Annotated in this window: 21 protein-coding genes; 15 read left to right on the top strand and 6 right to left on the bottom strand. The window is 72.8% G+C overall.

From position 1 onward, the window contains the following. Positions 1-57 precede the first annotated feature (57 nt). From O1G21_RS10025 to O1G21_RS09980, 10 genes are all read left to right on the top strand, one after another. Entirely contained in the window at positions 58-312 is a 255-nt protein-coding gene (locus O1G21_RS10025) for a helix-turn-helix domain-containing protein (protein WP_270142605.1), read from the top strand. Positions 313-348: 36 nt separating this feature from the next. After that, positions 349-2199 carry an asparagine synthase (glutamine-hydrolyzing) gene (gene asnB, locus O1G21_RS10020; protein ID WP_270142603.1) on the top strand — a complete coding sequence of 617 codons (1851 nt, stop codon included), beginning with the start codon at positions 349-351 and terminating at the stop codon, positions 2197-2199. Between the two features lie 83 nt (positions 2200-2282). Next, the gene (locus O1G21_RS10015) at positions 2283-3452 is read left to right on the top strand and encodes a 3-deoxy-7-phosphoheptulonate synthase (protein WP_270142601.1); all 1170 of its coding nucleotides are present in this window, start codon (positions 2283-2285) and stop codon (positions 3450-3452) included. 62 nt (positions 3453-3514) lie between these two features. Next, positions 3515-4288, top strand: coding sequence for a 2,3-dihydro-2,3-dihydroxybenzoate dehydrogenase (locus O1G21_RS10010; protein WP_270142600.1), 774 nt, complete (start codon positions 3515-3517; stop codon positions 4286-4288). Between the two features lie 10 nt (positions 4289-4298). Continuing rightward, positions 4299-4955, top strand: coding sequence for an isochorismatase family protein (locus O1G21_RS10005; RefSeq protein ID WP_270142599.1), 657 nt, complete (start codon positions 4299-4301; stop codon positions 4953-4955). Beyond that, complete coding sequence (locus O1G21_RS10000; RefSeq protein ID WP_405000619.1) at positions 4952-6886, top strand: anthranilate synthase family protein; 1935 nt, start codon at positions 4952-4954, stop codon at positions 6884-6886. Before O1G21_RS10005 ends, O1G21_RS10000 begins: the two co-directional genes overlap by 4 nt. Then, complete coding sequence (locus O1G21_RS09995) at positions 6874-7206, top strand: hypothetical protein (protein ID WP_270142598.1); 333 nt, start codon at positions 6874-6876, stop codon at positions 7204-7206. Before O1G21_RS10000 ends, O1G21_RS09995 begins: the two co-directional genes overlap by 13 nt. Positions 7207-7296: 90 nt before the next feature. Beyond that, the gene (locus O1G21_RS09990; protein ID WP_270142597.1) at positions 7297-8496 is read left to right on the top strand and encodes a 3-hydroxybenzoate 6-monooxygenase; all 1200 of its coding nucleotides are present in this window, start codon (positions 7297-7299) and stop codon (positions 8494-8496) included. Between the two features lie 71 nt (positions 8497-8567). Continuing rightward, positions 8568-9272, top strand: coding sequence for a hypothetical protein (locus tag O1G21_RS09985; RefSeq protein ID WP_270142596.1), 705 nt, complete (start codon positions 8568-8570; stop codon positions 9270-9272). Positions 9273-9304: 32 nt separating this feature from the next. After that, positions 9305-9541 (top strand): hypothetical protein, encoded by a 237-nt coding sequence (locus O1G21_RS09980; RefSeq protein WP_270142595.1) that lies wholly within the window; start codon positions 9305-9307, stop codon positions 9539-9541. Between the two features lie 52 nt (positions 9542-9593). Here the strand turns inward: O1G21_RS09980 and O1G21_RS09975 are convergent, their stop codons facing one another. From O1G21_RS09975 to O1G21_RS09955, 4 genes are all read right to left on the bottom strand, one after another. Further along, on the bottom strand, positions 9594-10133 hold the full coding sequence (locus tag O1G21_RS09975; protein ID WP_270142594.1) for a cysteine hydrolase family protein: 540 nt from the start codon (positions 10131-10133) through the stop codon (positions 9594-9596). A 155-nt stretch (positions 10134-10288) separates the two neighbouring features. Next, positions 10289-10756 (bottom strand): MarR family winged helix-turn-helix transcriptional regulator, encoded by a 468-nt coding sequence (locus tag O1G21_RS09970; protein ID WP_270142577.1) that lies wholly within the window; start codon positions 10754-10756, stop codon positions 10289-10291. A gap of 173 nt (positions 10757-10929) precedes the next feature. Next, the gene (locus tag O1G21_RS41730; RefSeq protein WP_405000618.1) at positions 10930-11184 is read right to left on the bottom strand and encodes an aldo/keto reductase; all 255 of its coding nucleotides are present in this window, start codon (positions 11182-11184) and stop codon (positions 10930-10932) included. Next, positions 11181-11987 carry an MFS transporter gene (locus O1G21_RS09955; protein ID WP_270142574.1) on the bottom strand — a complete coding sequence of 269 codons (807 nt, stop codon included), beginning with the start codon at positions 11985-11987 and terminating at the stop codon, positions 11181-11183. Before O1G21_RS09955 ends, O1G21_RS41730 begins: the two co-directional genes overlap by 4 nt. A 149-nt stretch (positions 11988-12136) precedes the next feature. Here O1G21_RS09955 and O1G21_RS09950 point away from each other — a divergent pair, with 149 nt between their 5' ends. The 4 genes from O1G21_RS09950 to O1G21_RS09935 all read left to right on the top strand — a co-directional run bounded on the left by O1G21_RS09950 (position 12137) and on the right by O1G21_RS09935 (position 15638). Beyond that, a complete protein-coding gene (locus O1G21_RS09950) occupies positions 12137-12340 on the top strand; it encodes a hypothetical protein (protein ID WP_270142573.1) in 204 nt (67 codons plus the stop codon). Between the two features lie 41 nt (positions 12341-12381). Next, a complete protein-coding gene (locus O1G21_RS09945) occupies positions 12382-13401 on the top strand; it encodes a ketopantoate reductase family protein (RefSeq protein WP_270142572.1) in 1020 nt (339 codons plus the stop codon). Between the two features lie 342 nt (positions 13402-13743). Continuing rightward, complete coding sequence (locus O1G21_RS09940) at positions 13744-15087, top strand: diacylglycerol/lipid kinase family protein (protein WP_270142571.1); 1344 nt, start codon at positions 13744-13746, stop codon at positions 15085-15087. Further along, the gene (locus O1G21_RS09935) at positions 15087-15638 is read left to right on the top strand and encodes a phosphatase PAP2 family protein (RefSeq protein WP_270142570.1); all 552 of its coding nucleotides are present in this window, start codon (positions 15087-15089) and stop codon (positions 15636-15638) included. The genes O1G21_RS09940 and O1G21_RS09935 overlap by 1 nt, the downstream gene beginning before the upstream one ends. 193 nt (positions 15639-15831) lie before the next feature. Here the strand turns inward: O1G21_RS09935 and O1G21_RS09930 are convergent, their stop codons facing one another. Continuing rightward, the gene (locus tag O1G21_RS09930; protein ID WP_270142569.1) at positions 15832-16683 is read right to left on the bottom strand and encodes a sigma factor; all 852 of its coding nucleotides are present in this window, start codon (positions 16681-16683) and stop codon (positions 15832-15834) included. Between the two features lie 124 nt (positions 16684-16807). Further along, complete coding sequence (locus tag O1G21_RS09925) at positions 16808-17794, bottom strand: glycoside hydrolase family 16 protein (protein ID WP_270142568.1); 987 nt, start codon at positions 17792-17794, stop codon at positions 16808-16810. Between the two features lie 537 nt (positions 17795-18331). Here O1G21_RS09925 and O1G21_RS09920 point away from each other — a divergent pair. Then, entirely contained in the window at positions 18332-19441 is a 1110-nt protein-coding gene (locus O1G21_RS09920; protein WP_270142566.1) for a glycosyltransferase family 2 protein, read from the top strand. Positions 19442-19446 lie beyond the last annotated feature (5 nt).

Below are 19446 nucleotides of genomic sequence, written 5' to 3'. Positions count from 1 at the left end.
CAGAGCGAGGCCACGATGCCGAACTCGTAACGCAGCAGTGAAACGGAAAGCGATTCGATGCAGACGCTCAAGGCGACGGGGAGGGCTCGTCCGAGCAGGCCGAAGTCAGGCTGGGAAGCGCTGACGCCGGCTGAAGTTCAGGTGGCCCGTCTGGTGTCGATCGGAATGAGCAACCGCGCCGTGGCCGCAGAACTGATGGTTTCTCCACATACGGTCAACACCCACGTGAGGAATGCGTTCCTGAAACTCGACGTGTCCAGTCGGGTGCAGTTGACGCGGCACGTCCTGTGTTACGACGCAGCGGATATCTGATCGCCCACCGGCTTTCGACGAAAGGAACTGGATTCAATGTGCGGAATGGCCGGATGGGTGAGTTTCGGGCGTGACCTCCGCGGGTCCGTCGCCATCGCCGAGGCGATGAACGACACCATGATCTGCCGCGGCCCGGACGCCGGCGGGGTGTGGACCTCGGAGCACGCGCTCATCGTCCACCGTCGGCTCGCGATCATCGACCTGGAGGGTGGCCGGCAGCCCATGGCCGCCGCGGAGGACGGCGGCCTCCCGGTCATCACGTACACCGGTGAGGTGTACAACTTCCAGGAGCTGCGCGAGGAACTGGCGGCGCTGGGACACGAGTTCCGCACCTCCAGCGACACCGAGGTGGTGCTGCGGGCCTACCTGGAGTGGGGCGAGGAGTTCGCCGAGCGCCTCAACGGCATCTACGCCTTCGCGATCTGGGACCCGCGCACCGAGGAACTGCTGCTCGTCCGCGACCGGATGGGCGTCAAGCCGCTCTACTACTACCCGACCGCGGACGGCGTGATCTTCGGTTCCGAGCCCAAGGCCATCCTGGCCCAGGGCGAGGTCGAGGCGGTCGTCGACGTCGAGGGCCTGCGGGAGATCTTCAGCATCGTCAAGACCCCCGGCCACGCGGTGTTCAAGGGCATGCACGAGGTGCTGCCGGCCACCACGGTCCGGTTCTCGCGCAGCGGCACCAGCACCCGGACCTACTGGAAGCTGGAGGCCCGCGAGCACACCGACGACCTGGAGACCACGATCGCCCACGTGCGGTCCCTGCTCGAGGACATCGTCGACCGGCAGCTCGTCGCGGACGTCACCGTCGGCACCCTGCTCTCCGGCGGCCTCGACTCCAGTGCCGTCACCGCGCTCGCCGCGGCCGCCCGGACCCGGCGCGGCATCACCGAGCCGATCCACGCCTTCTCCGTGGACTTCGTGGGCCACGAGCAGCGCTTCGAGGCCAACGTCCAGTGGGAGGACCCGGACACCCCGTTCGCCATCGAGGTGGCCGAGCAGGTCGGCGCCGAGCACATCATCGTCGAGCTGAACAACGAGGACATCCTCGACCCCGAGGTCCGCGGCGCCGTGCTGCGCGCCCAGGACCTGCCGGTCTCCACCGGCGACATGGAGTACTCCCTCTTCCTGCTCTGCCGGGCCCTGAAGCAGCACATGACCGTGGCGCTCTCGGGCGAGGCGGCCGACGAACTGTTCGGCGGCTACACCTGGTTCCACGACCAGGAGGCCGTGGAGCTCGACAGCTTCCCCTGGCACCACCCCTTCGAGAAGGCCGGCGGCATCGGCGCGCTGCGCGACGTCGGGCTGTGGGACCGCCTGGGCCTCACCGACTACGTCAAGCAGCGGTACACCGAGGCGCTCGAGGAGGTCCCGCGGCTGCCCGGCGAGAGCGGCCTCGAGGCCCGGATGCGCGAGCTGACCTACCTCAACGTCACCCGGTGGGAGAACTTCCTGCTGGACCGCAAGGACCGCATCAGCATGGCGGTCAGCCTCGAGGTCCGGGTGCCGTTCACCGACCACCGGCTGGTCGAGTACGTCTACAACACCCCCTGGGCGATGAAGAACTTCGACGGCCGGGAGAAGAGCCTGCTGCGCGCGGCGATGCGCGGCGTGCTCCCCGACTCGGTCCTCGACCGCAAGAAGAACCCGTACCCCTCGACCCAGGACCACCGGTACGAGCTCGCCCTGCGGCAGAAGGTCGAGGAGATCCTCACCGAGGACGCCCCGGTGTTCGCCATCGTCTCCGAGGAGGACGTGCGCCGACTGCTCGACCGGCCCGCCGGCGCCTTCACGGTCGGCGGCCCCTGGAGCGCCCGCGCGGTCCTGGAACGCCTGGTCGAGTTCAACACCTGGGTGTCCGACTACGACGTCCGCGTCGAGATCTGACCGGCGCGCACGCTCCCGTACCGCTCCGCCTTCCCTGATGCCGTCCCGTGACGGTGCACCGGCCTACCACCAGTGGGGACCCCGTGACCGACCTGTTGCTCAATCTGCGTACCCTGCCCGCGCTCCAGCAGCCCGACTGGTCAGACGAACGGCACGTGTCCCAGGTGTGCGACACGTTGGCGCACATGCCGCCGCTGGTCGACCTCGAGGCGGTGCACCGGCTCGGCGAACTGCTGCTGGAAGCCGCCGCCGGACACGTCCAGATCATCCAGACCGGCGACTGCGCCGAGGACCCGGCGGAGTGCAACCCGTCGGACATCGCCCGCAAGGCCGCACTGCTGGACGTGCTGGCCGGAACGATGAAGCTCGCCTCGGGCAAGCCCGTGCTGCGGGTGGGCCGGCTGGCCGGCCAGTTCGGCAAGCCGCGCTCCAACCCCACCGAGACCGTCGGCGGCGTGGAACTGCCCGTCTACCGGGGCCACGCGGTCAACCGGCCCGAGCCGGACCCGGACGGCCGCCGGCCCAACCCCGACCACCTGCTGTTCGCCTACCGGGCGGCCAGCGACGCGATGCACCACCTCGGGTGGCGCACGCCCCGGCGGCACCGCCTCGAACTGCCCGTGTGGACCAGCCACGAGGCGCTGCTGCTGGACTACGAACTCCCCCTGCTGCGCCGCGAGCCGGACGGCTCCCTGCTGCTGACCTCCACGCACTGGCCGTGGATCGGCGAGCGCACCCGGCAGATCGACGGCGCGCACGTCGCGCTGCTCGCCGCGGTCAGCAACCCGGTCGCCTGCAAGGTCGGCCCGACCGTCACGGTGGACGAACTGCTCGCGCTGTGCGAGAAGTTGGACCCGGAGCGGAAGCCCGGCCGGCTCACCCTGATCGCCCGGATGGGCGCCACCGCCGCGGCGGAGCGGCTGCCGGAACTGGTCCGGGCCGTCGCCGCCGCCGGTCACCCCGTCATCTGGCTCAGCGACCCCATGCACGGCAACACGGTCAGCGGCCCGAACGGGCTGAAGACCCGCTTCGTGGAGACCGTCGTGTGGGAGATCGAGAACTTCCAGCAGGCGGTGCGCGACAACGGCGGTACGGCCGGCGGACTGCACCTGGAGACCACGCCGGACACGGTCACCGAGTGCGTGCGCAACGCCTCCTACCTCGACCGGGTCAGCGAGAAGTACCTGAGTTTCTGCGACCCGCGGCTCAACCCCGCGCAGGCCGTCGAGGCGGTCTCGGCCTGGCGCGGCTGACCGGGGCCGACGTCCCGGTCGCAGCACCGAACGCACCACCACGTTCCCAGTACGGAGGAAGCATGGAAGGCAGGATCGCCCTGGTCACCGGGGCGGCCGGGGGCATCGGCGAAGCCGTCGTGCGCACGCTCGCCGAACGCGGCGTCCGGGTCGCCGCGGTGGACCGCGACCCCGCCAGGCTGGCGGAATCCGTGGAGCGGCTGACGGCCCGCGGGCTGGAGGTCACCGCTGTCCCCGCCGACGTCACGTCGGCCGAGGACGTCGAGCGGGCCGTCGCCACCATCGAGGACACCCTCGGCCCGGTGGACCAACTGGTCAACGCCGCAGGTGTGTTGCGAATGGGCGAGGCCCGCAAGCTGACCGACCAGGACTGGGCCGACACCTTCGCCGTCAACACCACCGGCGTCTTCAACGTCTCCCGCGCGGTGGTGAACCGCATGGTGCCCCGGGGCGGCGGGGCCGTGGTCACGGTCGCCTCCAACGCGGCCGGAACCGCCCGCACCGAGATGGCCGCGTACGCCGCCTCCAAGGCCGCGGCCACCATGTTCACCAAGTGCCTCGGACTGGAGAACGCCCGCCACGGCATCCGCTGCAACGTGGTGGCGCCCGGCTCCACCGACACGCCCATGCTGCGCGGCATGCACCACGACGACGGCGCCATCAGCACCTCGGTGAACGGAACGCCCTCGGCGTACAAGGTCGGCATCCCGCTGGGCAAGGTCGCCCGCCCCGAGGACATCGCCGGAGCGGTCGCCTTCCTGCTGTCGGACGAGGCCGGCCACATCACTCTGCACAGCCTGACCGTGGACGGTGGGGCGACCCTCGGTGTCCAGTGAGGAGAGCGCGATGACCAAGCCCACCCCCGGCATCCCGCCCATCGAGCCGTACCCCATGCCCACCGAGGGCGACCTCCCGGCCGGCCCGGTCGACTGGACCCCCGACCCGCGCCGCGCCGTGCTGCTGGTCCACGACATGCAGCGCTTCTTCCTGCGCCCGTTCGCGGGCGGCACCCCCGGGACGGAGCTGGTCGCCAACGCGGCCCTGCTGCGGGAGCGGTGCGCCGCCGCCGGCATCCCGGTGGCCTACACCGCCCAGCCCGGTGACATGACCGTCGAACAGCGCGGACTGCTCCGCGACTTCTGGGGCCCGGGCATGCGCACCACCCCCGAGGACCGCCAGGTGATCGACGAACTGGCCCCCGCCCCCGAGGACTGGGTGCTCACCAAGTGGCGCTACAGCGCCTTCGCCCGCACCGACCTGCTGGAGCGGGTGCGCGCCGCCGGCCGGGACCAGCTCATCCTGTGCGGCGTCTACGCCCACATCGGCGTGCTGATGAGCACGGTGGACGCCTTCACCAACGACATCCAGCCCTTCCTGGTCGCGGACGCGGTGGCCGACTTCTCCGCGGCCTACCACCGGCAGGCCCTGACCTACGCGGCCGAGCGCTGCGCCCGGGTGGCCACCACCAAGCAACTGCTGACCGAGCTGGAGGACGCCCGGTGACCGGCACGAACCACGCCGACCCGCACCACGCCTATCCGCACCACGCCGACCCCCGTCACGCCGACCTGCTGGGGCGGATCCTCGACGGCGACCCGCCCGCCTTCGCCCTGCTGCACCGGCCGCACACCGCCGGTGCCGGCCTCGTCGACCTGCTGCTCGGCGACGTCACCGAGTGCGCCTCGCTGACGGACATCCCGCTCACGGACGCCCCCGAAGGCACCGGGCACGAGGCGCTCGTCCTGGTGCCCTACCGGCAGCTCGCCGAGCGCGGCTTCACCGCCGTCGACGACGGCGAACCGCTCCTGGTGCTGACCGTGCGCGAGCAGGACGTGCTGCCGCTCGGCGAGACCCTGCGCCGGCTGCCCAGCCTGCCGACCTCCCTGACCGGAAGCCGCTTCGAGCCCGACGACGCCACCTACGCCTCGGTGGTGCGCCAGGTGATCGCCGACGAGATCGGCACCGGCGAGGGCGCCAACTTCGTCATCAAGCGGTCGTTCACCGCGGACGTCACCGGATACACCCCCGCCGTCGCCCTGTCGTTCTTCCGGCGGCTGCTGGAGCGCGAGACCGGCGCCTACTGGACCTTCCTGATCCACACCGGCGAGCGCACCTTCGTCGGCGCGACCCCCGAGCGGCACATCAGCCTGCACGACGGCAACGCCGTGATGAACCCGATCAGCGGCACCTACCGCTATCCGGCCGACGGCCCCGCGCTCAGCGGCGTGCTCGAATTCCTCGGCGACCAGAAGGAGACCGACGAGCTGTACATGGTCGTCGACGAGGAACTCAAGATGATGGCCAGGATCTGCGAGGACGGCGGCCGGCTGACCGGCCCCCACCTCAAGGAGATGGCCAGGCTCGCCCACACCGAGTACTTCATCGAGGGCCGCACCACCCGCGACGTGCGCGACATCCTGCGCCAGACGCTCTTCGCGCCGACCGTCACCGGATCCCCGCTGGAGAGCGCCACCAAGGTCATCGGAAAGTACGAGCCCGACGGCCGCGGCTACTACAGCGGCGTCGCCGCCCTCGTCGGCCGGGACGCCTCCGGCACCCGCGAGATGGACAGCGCCATCCTGATCCGCACCGCCGACATCGACCGCTCCGGTCGGCTGCGGATCGGCGTCGGGGCCACGCTGGTGCGCCACTCCGACCCCGCCTCCGAGGTCGCCGAGACCCGCGCCAAGGCGGCCGGCCTGCTCGCGGCGCTGGAAGGCCCCGGCCGCACCCGGCTCGCCCACGACCCGCAGGTCCTCACCGCGCTCGCCCGGCGCAACGAGAACATCGCCGACTTCTGGCTGACCGGGACGGCCGAGGACACCGCCGGGCGCGCCGCCGAACTGGCCGGCCGCAGTGTCCTGGTGGTGGACGCCGAGGACACCTTCACGTCCATGATCGGGCACCAGCTCTCCTCGCTCGGCCTCACGGTGACCGTGCGGCGGTTCGACGAGCCCTACGACACCGACGCCCACGACCTGGTCGTGATGGGCCCCGGCCCGGGCGACCCCCGCGTCACCGACGACCCGAAGATCGCGCACCTGCGCGGCACCATCGGCCGCCTGCTGGAGAGCCGACGGCCGTTCATGGCGGTCTGCCTGAGCCACCAGGTGCTCGCCACCCTGCTCGGGCTGCCGCTGGTCCAGCGGGACGTGCCCAACCAGGGCGTGCAGCGCGAGATCGACTTCTTCGGACGGACCGAGCGGGTCGGCTTCTACAACACCTTCGCCGCACGCTCGGAGCACGACAAGACCGACCACCCCGTCCGGGGCGTCGTGGAGGTCTGCCGCGACCCGCGGACCGGAGAGGTGCACGCCATGCGCGGCACCGGGTTCGCCTCCGTGCAGTTCCACGCGGAGTCGGTGCTCTCCCAGCACGGCCTGGACATCACGGCCTCCCTGATGACGGAGGTGCTGCGCTCGTGCACGCGGTGATCGCATGGTGGGACCTGGCCGGCACCGGACAGACGGTGGAGTCGCTGCGCCCGTTCCTGCGGGACGAGGCCGTGGACCGCTTCAGCCAAGTCCCCGGACTGCGCCTGAAGTTCTGGATCTCGGACACCGAACGGCAGCGCTGGGGCGCGGTGTTCCTGTGGGAGTCCGCGGCGGCCGCCGCCGTGCCGAGGCCGGCGCGCGCCGTCGAACTCATCGGCCGCCCACCGACGTTCGTGTCCGCCTTCGACGTCGAGGCCACCGTCGAGGGCCTGTTCACCCTCGACGCCCTGGCCGGCCACGGCCTCGCGCTGGAGGGCTGAGACGGCGGTTCCCGGCGGTGCGTCCCGTACCGCCGGTGCCGCCTGGCCGTCCGCCGTCCGCCGTCACACGAAAGGGACTGCTGAAACATCATGGTGAGGATCATCGTCGCGGGAGGCGGCATCGGCGGACTGGCCGCCGCGCTCAGCGCCGCACGACAGGGCCACGACGTCGTCGTGCTGGAACGCCGCCGGGCCTTCGAGGAACTCGGCGCGGGCATCCAGCTGGCGCCCAACGCCTTCTCGTCCCTGGACCACCTCGGCGTGGGCGCGGACGTCCGGGCGAAGGCCGTCTTCATCGACGAACTGCGCTTCATGGACGGCACCTCGGGTTCGTGCGTCGCCAGCATGCCGCTCACCGAGGCCTACCGCGACCGGTTCCGCAACCCGTACGCCGTCGTGCACCGCGGCGACCTGTACGAACCCCTGCTGCGCGCCTGCCGCGCCGAGGACCGGGTCGAACTGGTCACGAACGCGTCCGTGACCGGCTACCGGCAGGACGCCACCGGGGTCGAGGCCCTCCTGGCCGACGGCACCACGGTCACCGGCGACGTGCTGATCGGCGCGGACGGCATCCGCTCGGCGATCCGCGCCCAACTCGTCGGCGACGGCGAACCCCGCGTCTCCGGCCACACCATCTACCGCTCCGTCATCCCGATGGAGAAGGTCCCCGAAGACCTGCGCTGGAACGCGGTCACCCTCTGGGCCGGCCCCAAGTGGCACTTCGTCCACTACGCCATCGGCGGCGGCACCTACCTGAACCTGGCCGCCACCCGCGACGACGGCGCGACCGTCGCCGTGGCCGGCGAGCCCGTCGAACGCGCCCACGTCCTGTCCGAGTTCCCCGGCCTGGGCGACACCACCCGCCGCCTGCTGGAACTCGGCGAGGACTGGCGGACCTGGGTGCTGTGCGACCGCGACCCGGTCACCACCTGGACCGACGGCCGGGTCGCCCTCCTCGGCGACGCCGCCCACCCCATGCTCCAGTACGCCGCCCAGGGCGCCTGCATGGCCCTGGAAGACGCCGTCGTCCTGGGCCGCTTCCTCGCCTGCGACGCCGACACCGTGATCCCCAGCCTCGAGAAGTACGCCACCGAACGCCAGGAGCGCACCGCCAAGGCCCAACTCCTCGCCCGCGAGATGGGCACCCAGCTCTACCACCCGGCCGGCGCCGAGGCCCAGGCCCGCAACACGATGCTCTCCGGCTTCTCCCGAACCGACCTCTACGACAAGGTCGACTGGCTCCACGGCTTCTCCCCCCTCGGCACTCCCGTCGGCGACGCGGCCCGCTGACCCGATCGCTCGTCACCGTCGGCCCCCCCCCCCGGAGTCGGGGCCGACGGTGTGCGCGGGCCGAAAACCGGGTGCCCGGCGAGCACCGCCCCACCTTCGCCGCGCTGATGGCCCGACTGGCGATCGGCGACGACATCGCCTCCGCCGGACCCGCGCGCGGCCACCTCGTCGCCTGGGGCCGGTACGTGCCGGAGGCGGTGCGGGCGCTCGTCCCGCTGGTGACCGACCTCGCCGAGCGGGACCGCTGGAAGGGGGCGGCCCAGGTGCTGATCGGGGTGGCGCTGGCGGACGCCCCGCACCCGCTCGGCGGCTGCGCGCCGGGCAGCGTCCTGGCCGACGCCCTGACCGCGCTGATCGGGGTGGTGCGCGCGGGGGAACCGGCCCTCCCCGGTCACGACCAGCCGGCCCTGCGCCGGATCGCCGCGCTCGTCGGCTCGATGTGGTGCCAGAACGGCGACGCGGCGGCGTTCCGGGCCACCCAGCGCGCGGTCGCCGCGCTCCTGCTGGCCGAACCCGTGCTGGTGCCCGAGGCCACCCGCCGACTGGTCACGGCGCTCGACCCGGACGCACCCGACCTGGGCGAGCGCCTCGCCGAGCTGTCCGGCCTGGTCGCCGAGGACGGCCTCGCTCCCGGCCTGTTCGCCGTCGCGCTGGCCACGGCCGGGGCACCGCTCGGCTGGCCCGCCGCCTGGCAGGAACTGCTGCACGCGCTGCGCCGTGACCCGCGGCCGGACGTCCGCGACGCCGCGCTGGCGGTGTACACCGAGCCGGCCTGAGCGGGGCCGGCCGGGAGCAGGTCCGCCGGGTGATGAACGGCGCGGCGCGGATCGTCGTCTTCTCGGCGCTGCTGTTCGGACTGCCGGCGACGGCCCCGCCGCTGATCGGCGTCAGCCTCGGGCCGACCACGCCGGTTCCCAGTCTCTCCGCGCTCGGTCTCCTCGCGCTCGTGGCGACCACCCCCGCGCTCTCCTGGGGGTCGATCGCGACGGCCACCCGGTTCGCCCTGCGGACCGCGCCGGTCGAGGCGGTCGGCGGGCGCGAGTGAGCAGCAGGTCAGGTGGGGGTGGAAGCCGCGCGGGCGGGCGGGGCCCGGTGGGTCAGGGGCTCGGGGGGAGGAGGGCGTCGGTGTGGGTGAGGGTGACGCCGAGGCCGCGGAAGGTGTCGAGGGCGGCGGTGTGGCTCGGCGTGGAGAGGGCGGCGACGGCGTCCTCGACGACGGTGGTGGGGTAGCCGAGCGTGACGGCGGTGCGGACGGTTTCGCCGACGCCGTACTCCGTGGCGATGCCGGCGATGACGAGGGCGGTGGCGCCGAGGCGGTCCAGGCGGTCCGCGAGGTCGGTGCCGGCGAAGGCGTCGATGCCGTACTTGGTGACGACCTCGTCGCCGGGGCGGGCGGCCAGCTCCGGGGCGAAGCGGTTGAAGGGGGAGTCGGGGCCGCCGTCGCTGCCGTCCACGCGGGCGTGGCGGACCAGGACCACGGGCAGGCCGGCGGCCTCGAAGGCGGTCTTCAGCCGGGCGGCGGAGCGGACCACGGCCGGGCCGGTCAGCGGGGCGACGGGGCGGCTGACGATCCACTGCTGGAGGTCAACCAGCACCAGGACGGTGCCGGGGGTGAGGGCTGCGGCGGTGTGGGACATCGGGTTCCTCGGTGTCGATCGGTGGTCGGTCGCTCGGTCACCGGGCGGCTGGGTCCCGGTGCGGAGGATGCGAGGCCGCCCCCTGGGCGCCCCGGGTGGTGACCGGGCGTCCGGGGGAAGGCCTTCCGCCCGGTCTCGTGCCGCTGCCGCGCTGGTCAGTCGGTCTTGCGCAGCGCCGCCACCGAGCGCTCCAACAGCTCGCGCAGCTGGGCCTGTTCGCTCTCGTCGAAGGCGTCGGCGAGCCGCTGCTCCACGCCGCGGGCCAGTGCGTCGGCCTTCTTGGCCAGCGCGCGGCCGGTCCGGGTGAGCTTGGCCACGAGGACCTTCTGGTGCACGCTCGAGGTCTCGCGGGTGATCAGGCCCTTGTTCTCGAGGTTGGTCAGGATCGTCGTCATGGTCTGCGGCGTGACCATGCACTCCCGGGCCAGCTGGGCCCCGGACATCCCGGACGACCGCTGGAGGCACAGGAGGGTCACGTACTGCGGCACCGTCAGGTCGACGGTGCGCAGCACCCGGCTCTTCTCGCCGATCAGCGCCTGCTCGGCCCGCTTGATGGCGTGGCCGAGGCGGTCGTGGAAATCGAGCCGCGCCGAGGCCGGCTGGTTGGAACTGTTGTCGGTCACAGTGATCGCATCCCTGACTGCCCCCGCTGCGGACTATTCGGACTTTAAGGTACATCAGTGGGCTGATCAGTCGCTAGGCACGAACGCCTCTGGGGAACTCGTCTGCGGTGCCGATCAGTAGCGGGTCCCGACCGGGGCCGGGAGGGAGTCCAGCTCGGCCAGGTCGACGCTGTTCAGTCGTACCTCGGCGGCCGCGGCGTTCTGCTCGATGTGGAGCCGGCGGGTGCTGCCGGGGATCGGCACGACGTGCTCGCGGGTCGGCCGTCGGCGGTCACCCGCACCGAGCCGAGGCGGGACTCCGGATCGGCCTTGAGGCCGCCCTTGGTGGCGAGCACCACGTGCTCGCGCAGGCCGCCCTGGAGCGCCTCGCCGAGCAACTCCTCGTTGGTGAACGGGCCGTAGAGGTCGGCGGTGTCGAGCAGGGTCATGCCGAGGTCGACGGCGTGCCGGATGGCGCCGATCGACTCCCGGGGGCGAGGTCGAACATCGGGCGCTCCTGGCGCAGTTCGACCAGCACGAAGAGTGCGAGCAGCAGCACGGAGCCGGCCAGCAGGCCGAGCACGACGGGGCTGGTCCAGCCCTGCTGGGGGCCTTCGACCATGGCGAGGGTGACCAGCGCGAGGCTGGTGGTGAAGGTGACGGTGCCGCCCCAGTCGACGCCGCGGGCGCCCGGGTCCCGGGACTCGGCGATGCGCGGCAGGGCGAGCAGCAGCGCCAGGTCGATCGCGGCGTGCAGCAGGAAGACCGAGCGCCAGCCGAAGGAGGAGACCAACAGGCCGGAGGTGGAGGGGCCGAGGGCGAGGCCGACGCCGAAGGACGAGCCGAGGATGCCGAAGGCCTTGGCCTGGGCGGGGCCGGAGAAGGCGGTGGCGAGCAGGGCGCTGCCGGCGGTGAGCACCGCGGCGGCGGCCGCACCGGCCAGCAGGCGGGCGCCGTCCAGCAGGTGGATGTCGCTGCTGAGGCCGCTGACCAGGGAGCACAGGCCGAAGAGTGTGATGCCGATGCCCAGCATCCGGCGGCGGCCGACCAGGTCGGCGATGGCGCCGCAGGCGAGCATGAAGCTGGCGAAGGTCAGGTTGTAGCCGTTGACCACCCACTGGAGCGGCCCGAGGCCGGCGCCGAGGTCGGTGGCGATCTTCGGCAGGGCCACCGAGGCGCCGGTGAGCGAGGCGGGGAGCAGCCCGCCGGCGACGCACACCGCGGCGAGCGTGGTGCGTGGGTAGCTCTTCATGGGGCGATGACTCCGATGTCGATGAGTTCTGCGTGGAGTGCGAACCCTGGCTGATGTCAGGGTCCTGATACATGGCGGGGTGACACTACGGCTCCGGCGCGGCGGGCGTCAAGGGGAACCCTGATGTGAAACAGGGTCATAAGCTGAGTATGAGTGCTGATACTGTCCTGGCCGGGCCGTTCGACGTCCCTTCGCGCCCCGCTCCCAGCGGCCCGCCGCCGTTCGCGGTCGAGGAACGGATCAAGGGCGTGAACGGCCACCGCCGCCGCGGTGGCGAGAAGTCCGGTGACCACCTCGGCGGCTATGTGACCATTGGCCGGGACGCGGGCGAAATCGCGGCGTACGCCGAGTAGTTGGCCGCGTGGTACGCGGACGGGATCAACTGGGAGGATCAGTGGACAAGCGGTACATCGTGATCGGCGCCGGGGCGGTCGGCGGCGTGGTCGGCGCGCGGCTGCACCGGGCCGGGCACCGCGTCGTCCTGGTGGCGCGCGGCGACCACGGCGCGGCGCTGCGCGAGCGCGGACTGACCGTGCACGGCCCGGCCGGGACGGACACCCTCCCGATCCCGGTCGCGGCCGGGCCGCAGGAGGTCGAGCTGCGCGACGGCGACGTACTGCTGCTGGCCGTCAAGACCCAGGACACCGCGGCCGCGCTGGGCGTCTGGGCCGACCAGCCGGTCGGGCCGGACGGCGGCCGGGCCGGCGCCCGGCTGCCGCTGGTCTGCCTGCAGAACGGGGTGGAGAACGAGCGGCTGGCGCTGCGCCACTTCCGCCGGGTCTACGGCGCCATGGTGGTGCTGCCGGCCGCCTACCTCACCCCCGGCGAGGTGCGCACCTGGCGCGGGCCGCGCACCGGCCTGCTGGTCCTGGGCCGCTACCCGGGCGGCGCCGACGACACGGTCCGGGACATCGCCGCGGACCTGACCGCGGCCGACTTCCGGGCCGAGGTCGCCGAGGACGTACTGCGCTGGAAGTACGGCAAGCTGGTCGACAACCTGGCCAACGCCGTCGACGCGCTGTGCGGGCAGCGGCCCGGTGCCGAGTCCGGCGAACTGGCCGTCCGGGCCCGGACCGAGGCCGTCGCGGTGCTGGAGCGCTCGGGCATCGCGTACGCGGCCCCCGCCGAACTGGCCGAACTGCGCCGCGGCGCGGTCGACGAGCTGGCGCCCGGCGCCGGGGCGGGGCACGGCTCGACCTGGCAGAGCCTCAAGCGGGGCGGCGGATCCGCCGAGGTCGACTACCTGAACGGGGAGATCGTGCTGCTCGGCCGCCGCTGCGGGGTGCCGACGCCGGTGAACGAGCTGTTCCAGGAGCTGGTGAACCGCTGGGCGCGGGAACGCCGCGAGCCCGGCAGCCTGGCCCCGGCGGAGCTGGCCGAGCTGGTCGAGCTGGCCGGCCGGGCGGCGGGCTAGGGTCTGTCCGAGGTCAGGGGTCGTCGCGTGGCACGGGTGTCCGGCGGCCTCGCCGTGGTCGCCCCGCCGCTATCGCGCGCGATCCGGGGCTGACCATTGCTGACGCCGGTGCTTCGCATGCGTCTGCGACTTCCGGAGAGGGTCGCTCGGACTCATTGATCGGCCCCGGCGGCGCAGTCGCCGCGGAATCGTTCTGGACGTTCGGGCGCGACGGGCCGACCCGTCCGGCCCGCCCGCGCCGGGCGCGGTGCGTAGCCCGGGATACCCGTCCGGCGCGCCCCGGACGGCCCGTCCGGTTACGGTGACCGAAACCGGAGGGGCTGAGCGGACGAGGGCTGGCCGATGGGCGAAGTGGTGGACGGGCGCCGGCCGCGCCGGCTCGCGCGGCTCGCACTGCTGTGCGCGCTGGCGGCCGTGGCGGTCATCGCCTTCACCGGCCCGCACGGGCTGCTGGTGCTGCTCGCCCAGTTCGTCGGGCTGGCGCTGATGGCCGCCGGCGCCTGGTGGGCGATCACCCGTCGGGCCCTGCTGCGGATCGCCGGCGCGGCGCTGGCCGTCAGCGCGCCCGTCGCCGTCATCGTGCTGGCCTACGCCGCCGAGGTGCTGCTGTTCGCGGCGATCGGCCTGGCCCTGTGGCTGGCCGGACTCGCCTGCGCCCGCGCCGCGCTGCGGGCGGCCCGCCCGCCCCGGCCGATGCCGGTGCGGGAGGTCCCGCCGCCGCGACGGCCCGTACTGATCATGAACCCGAGTTCCGGCGGCGGGAAGGTCGAACGCTTCGACCTGGTCCGGCGCGCCGAGGACCTGGGCGCCCGGGTGGTGCTGCTGGACACCTCCGGGCGGCAGGACGTCGCCGAACTCGCCCGCCGGGCCGTCACCGAGGGCGCCGACCTGCTCGGCGTGGCCGGCGGCGACGGCACCCAGGCCCTGGTCGCGGCCGTCGCCGCCGAACACGACCTGCCGTTCCTGGTCGTCTCCGCCGGCACCCGCAACCACTTCGCGATGGACCTCGGCCTCGACCGCGCCGACCCCGCGAGCTGCCTGGACGCCCTGCGCGACGGCGTCGAACTCGCCGTCGACCTGGGCCGGGTGGGTGACCGGACCTTCGTCAACACCGTCTCCTTCGGCGCGTACGCGCAGATCGTGCAGAGCCCGCAGTACCGCGACGCCAAGACCGCCACCGCCCTGGACACCCTCCCCGACCTGCTGCTGGGCGAGAGCGGCGCCAAGCTGACCGCCCGCGCCGACGACCACCGCATCGACGCCCCGCAGGCCCTGCTCGTCAGCAACAACCCGTACGCCGCGCCCGACCCGGTCGACCTCGGCCGCCGCCCGCGCCTGGACGGCGGCGTGCTGGGCGTCCTCGGCATCCGCGTCGACGGCGCCGCCCAGGCCGCCGAACTCGTGCTGCGCGGCGACCGGGCCGCTGGACTGCGACTGCTGTCGGCGCGCCGGGTCACGGTGGAAGCCGACGTCCCCGAGATCCCGGTCGCCGTCGACGGCGAGGCGCTGACCCTGCCGACCCCCGTCATCTGCACCCTGCTGCACCGAGCCCTGCGGGTCCGCGTCCCGCGCGACCGACCCGGCGCGAACCCGGCCCAACAGGCCCACGCCCACCGGCTGGACTGGCGCGACGTCGCCCGCCTCGCCCTGGGCCGCACGGCCTCCTCCCGAACCGGCGGCCGCTGATGACCGGCCACGTCGTGCGAGACCTCGCGGCGCTCGACGGCGCGGTCTACGCCGCCGTCGCGGCGACCGACACGCCCGCCCTCGACGCGGGCCTGCGGGCGCTGTCCCGGGCCGCCGACCACTCGAAGATCAACCTGTCCATCGCGGCGGCGCTCACCCTCGCCCCCGGCCGCTGGCGCCGCGCCGGACAGGCCGGCGCCGTCTCCGTCGCCGTCGCCTCCTTCACCGCGAACGTCCTCGGCAAACACCTCGTCCGCCGCCCGCGCCCGGACCGCGAAGCCGCCCTGGTAGTGGTGAACCGCCACGTGCCGATGCCGATCTCGGCCTCCTTCCCCTCCGGCCACACCGCCTCGGCCTTCGCCCTGGCCACGGCGGTGGGCACGCTCCTGCCCGTCACCGCCACCCCGCTCACCCTCCTCGCCTGCGCGGTCGGCTACTCCCGGGTCCACACCGGCGTCCACTACCCGGGCGACGTCCTGGCCGGCGCCCTCCTGGGCAGCACCTGCGCCGGCGCCGTCCTCGCCGCCGGCCGCCGCTGGACGGCGCGTTAGGGGCGCGCAGCCCCCGACCTCCGGCCGGGAGGCGCCACTGCAGCGGCTCCTACCGCCGCTCCGACGCGCAGCCGGCCGCCCTGGATCCGGTGCTCGTCGCGGACCAGCGTCGCCGGCCGGCCACGGCGCCCTGCGCCCGTCCGGTCGCCCCCTGCCGCTGACGAGCCGACAGGGCCGCCCGTCCGCGAACCTCTCAGGACCAGAGGGCGTGGACGTCGATCGCGGCCAGCCGCTCCGGGTCCAGCAGCAGGTGGACCCGGCTGATCCGGGCCGCCCGGACCGCGAAGCCCAGCACCGCGGTCGGCACGCCGCCCTGGGTGACCAGGGCGCCGGGGGTGCCGTTGACCAGCACCCCGGTGAACGCCGGTCCGCCCTGGCAGAGCGTCACGGCGGCGCGCTCCGCCACCTCTTGGGCGCCGCGGACCGGTGGCCGGCCGTCCACGTGCAGTTCGGCTCCCGGTTCCAGCACGGCCGTCAGCGCCGCCGGGTCGCCGTCCAGGGCCGCCGCGCAGAAGGCGTCGACCAGCCTGCGGCGGGCGGCCGGGCTGCCCTCGCCGTCCGCCGCGCGCGCCTCCTGCACCCGGCGGCGGGCCTGCTCGGTGAGCTTGCGGGTGTCCGCCGTGGTCCGCTCGAGGGCGGTCGCGACCTGGTCGACGTGCAGCTGGAACAGGTCCTGCAGCACGTAGGCGACCCGCTCGGCGGGGGCCAGGTCGTCCAGCGCGACCAGCAGGGTGAGACCGACCGGGGCACCACCCGCGGCCCCGCCGGACGGTTCGGCCTCGACGACCACGTCGGGCAGGCGCGGCGGCAGCCCCGGTCGCCCCGTCCGGGCGCTCAGCAGCTCCAGGCAGACCCGCCCGGTCACCACGGTCAGCCAGGCGGCCAGGTCCGCCACCTCCTCCGGATTGATCCGGTCGAGCCTGGCCCAGACCTCCCGCACGGCGTCCTCGGCTTCGGCGCGCGAGCCCAGCAGCGGGTGGGCGAGAGCCCGTATCCGCGGCCGGAGGTGCTCGAACTGGCCTGCCTGCCGCTCGTGGTCGGGCACGGTCACACTCCTCGGTCCCGGGGGCGCGTCGTCGTGGCTGGACCTTACTCGGAGAGGCGTGATGATCACAGCGGGTTGCACCGGCGAAAAGTGCCGGGCGCGGGGTACGGCTGACGGCGCCGGGTCAGGACTTCCCGACGGTGTTCAGGAACGGCGTGCCCGCGGAGTAGAACCCGGCGACGGCCTTCTCCACCTCGGCCTGGGGGACGTTCTTGTCGGCCTGGTAGTACACCCAGTTGACCTTCATGTCCCAGGTGCGCGGGCCGGTGACGGTGGTCGGCAGGTCGATCAGCCAGCTGCTGAAGCGGATGCTCAGTTTCTCGCGGGGGTAGGAGCGGCTGTCGCTGGTGAAGACGGCCTTCCCGTCCACCGAGTAGGTCACCGCCTTGTTGTCGGCGGTGATCATCAGGGTGTGCCAGCCCGTCAGGCTCTTCTTGGTGCCGGTGGTGTCCCGGTCGCCCGGGGTCGAGCTGCGCCAGCTGGTGGTGTCCAGTCGCGGACCGGCCGAGCCCCAGCCGCCGTTGGGCATGTACTCGTAGTCGAGCTCGCTGTACTTCGTCGACGTGTGCGAGGGCGAGATCGTGTAGAAGCACTCGTTGATGTGGTCGCCGTTGTGGCCGGTGGCGGGCTTGTCGCTGAACCAGACCCGGGCCGCGACGGTGCCGTTGAGGAACTCGCCCTCGCTGCGCCCCATCTCGACCTGTTTGGTGTTCTTCGAGGTGCCGTCGGTGGTGAGCTGCAGCTGCATCGCCTGTCCGCCCTGGGCGTCGCCGCCACTGGGAAAGGAGACCCCGCTCTTGGTCCAGGTGTCCTTCACGCCGGGGCCGCCGCCGTCGGTGCGGACCTCCCAGCCGTGGGCCGTGAGGTTCGGGTCCTCGGGGCCGGTGTAGCGGAAGCCGTCGAACAGCACTCCGGGCGGACCGGCCGGGGCGGAGGGGGTGGCCGTGTTCTGCCGGCCGGTGGCGGCCGCGGCCGTCTCGCCCTTCGCGTTGCCGGCCGCCGGTGCGTCAGTCGAGGAGCAGGCCGTGGTGGTGGCCGCGAGGACGGCGAGCGGGGCGGCGAGTCCGAGCACGGCGCGGCGGTGGCGCCGGGCGGGATGGGAACGGCTCATGACTGCTCCTCTGGGTGGATGCAGAGGGTGTCAGGTGCACGCACTTCGCATCGGATCTACCAATGATTCACATTCGGCGTACATCCTAGCCCCGCCGAATCCGCGTTTCGGAAGCCCCGGTGAAAGGGAGGATGCTTGCGCCGAATGTCCGAATCAGTCGTTTCAGGGCGATTCGCATGCGTGTGATCCGATCCCGGAAACGGCGGCCGGATGTGTTCCCTGCCACGTCAGGGGCTTGAAGGGCGGTGCGATGTGTCGGGTTTGGTGTTCTTCGCACAGAAACTCCGGCGAACTCGTGCACGTTCCGAATCGGCGTGGTAGCGCTGAGTGTGGAGGGATTTCCACGTTCCGCCACGGGGTGATCGCGTGACGTTTTGATTGGGTATTCTCTGCCCACCATCACAGGAGTTCCACATTGTGGACGGCGGTCTGACGGCCCGCCGGAGTTGGGGGAGAGGGCCCTTGTCAGGCACCGCCGCGCCCAGTGCGCAGGCCGACGAGTCGCGTGCCGCACGCAGCAGACACCGCCGTGGCCGGGTGGCTCCGCCTTCGGCCGGTGAGGCCGCGCGCTACGACACCGTGATCCTGGTCCCGGCCCGGAACGAGGAGGTGGGCGTCTTCACCTCGCTGGACTCCCTCGCCCGGCAGACCCGGCGCCCGGACCTCATCATCGTGGTGGTCAACAACTCCACCGACCGAACCCGGGAGTTCGCCCAGGAGTTCGCCGACAGCGAGAACGCGCCGCCGACCGTGGTGCTCAACCTGGACAACAACCCGCACAAGAAGGCCGGCGCCCTCAACCACGGCCTCAACTGGTTGCGCGAGGCGGTCGGCGGACGGCTCACCGGTGCCATCCGGCACGTCCTGGTGATGGATGCCGACACCGAGCTCCACCCGAAGTTCCTCGAGCGGGCCCGGAACGTCATCGCCTCCGACCCCGAGCTCGGCGGCGTCAGTGCGGCCTGCTTCGGCCGCACCGGTCTGTGGAGCAACCCCTGGCAGCGCTACCTGCTGGGCATGCAGATCATCGAGTACGGCCGTGCGGCCAGCGCCCGCTACCGCACCGACGTGCACACCATGTCAGGCGCCGGCTCCTTCTACCGGGCCGAGGCGCTGCAGAGCCTGATCGACTGGCGGGGAGAGGTCTTCTGGGAGGACCACCGCAACCTAGTCGAGGACTACGAAACCACGCTGGCGCTCAAGGAGTCCGGCTGGAAGGTCACCGCCAACGAGCTCTGCATCGCCTACACCGACCTCATGCCCACGCTGCGCGAGCTGATCCAGCAGCGCGAGCGGTGGAGCCGCGGCACGGTCGACACCCTGCGCGCCCGCGGCTGGACCAAGTTCACCTGGCACTCCATCAGCACCCTGATCCTGGCGCTGCTCGGCTCCGCGTACATCCTCGGCTGGGGCTCGCGCACGCTGGTCACCGCCGCCCGCTACGGGATGGCGCACGCCCCGCTGTTCTGGGCCCTGATCGGCTTCTGGGTCGTCTACCCGGCGCTGCGGGTCCGCAAGCTCGGCTGGAAGGCGATGGTCGTCGAGGCCGTGCTGCTGCCGGAGCTGGTCTACACGGTGGTCCGGACGTACTGGCTGGTGTCCTCCGTGGTGAAGTCGTACATGACGCGCGTCTCCGCGTGGAAGTGAGCCGG

Source organism: Kitasatospora cathayae (assembly GCF_027627435.1).
Classification (GTDB): domain Bacteria; phylum Actinomycetota; class Actinomycetes; order Streptomycetales; family Streptomycetaceae; genus Kitasatospora; species Kitasatospora cathayae.
This window is presented reverse-complemented; position numbering and strand designations above follow the sequence as displayed.

What these genes read in the sequence shown, in the direction of transcription:
- O1G21_RS10025 (WP_270142605.1), top strand. Translation starts at nt 58, where the DNA reads ATGCAGACGCTCAAGGCGACGGGGAGGGCTCGTCCGAGCAGGCCGAAG.
- asnB (WP_270142603.1), top strand. Translation starts at nt 349, where the DNA reads ATGTGCGGAATGGCCGGATGGGTGAGTTTCGGGCGTGACCTCCGCGGG.
- O1G21_RS10010 (WP_270142600.1), top strand. Translation starts at nt 3,515, where the DNA reads ATGGAAGGCAGGATCGCCCTGGTCACCGGGGCGGCCGGGGGCATCGGC.
- O1G21_RS10005 (WP_270142599.1), top strand. Translation starts at nt 4,299, where the DNA reads ATGACCAAGCCCACCCCCGGCATCCCGCCCATCGAGCCGTACCCCATG.
- O1G21_RS09990 (WP_270142597.1), top strand. Translation starts at nt 7,297, where the DNA reads ATGGTGAGGATCATCGTCGCGGGAGGCGGCATCGGCGGACTGGCCGCC.
- O1G21_RS09980 (WP_270142595.1), top strand. Translation starts at nt 9,305, where the DNA reads ATGAACGGCGCGGCGCGGATCGTCGTCTTCTCGGCGCTGCTGTTCGGA.
- O1G21_RS09975 (WP_270142594.1), bottom strand. Translation starts at nt 10,133, where the DNA reads ATGTCCCACACCGCCGCAGCCCTCACCCCCGGCACCGTCCTGGTGCTG.
- O1G21_RS41730 (WP_405000618.1), bottom strand. Translation starts at nt 11,184, where the DNA reads ATGACCCTGCTCGACACCGCCGACCTCTACGGCCCGTTCACCAACGAG.
- O1G21_RS09955 (WP_270142574.1), bottom strand. Translation starts at nt 11,987, where the DNA reads ATGAAGAGCTACCCACGCACCACGCTCGCCGCGGTGTGCGTCGCCGGC.
- O1G21_RS09950 (WP_270142573.1), top strand. Translation starts at nt 12,137, where the DNA reads ATGAGTGCTGATACTGTCCTGGCCGGGCCGTTCGACGTCCCTTCGCGC.
- O1G21_RS09940 (WP_270142571.1), top strand. Translation starts at nt 13,744, where the DNA reads ATGGGCGAAGTGGTGGACGGGCGCCGGCCGCGCCGGCTCGCGCGGCTC.
- O1G21_RS09935 (WP_270142570.1), top strand. Translation starts at nt 15,087, where the DNA reads ATGACCGGCCACGTCGTGCGAGACCTCGCGGCGCTCGACGGCGCGGTC.
- O1G21_RS09925 (WP_270142568.1), bottom strand. Translation starts at nt 17,794, where the DNA reads ATGAGCCGTTCCCATCCCGCCCGGCGCCACCGCCGCGCCGTGCTCGGA.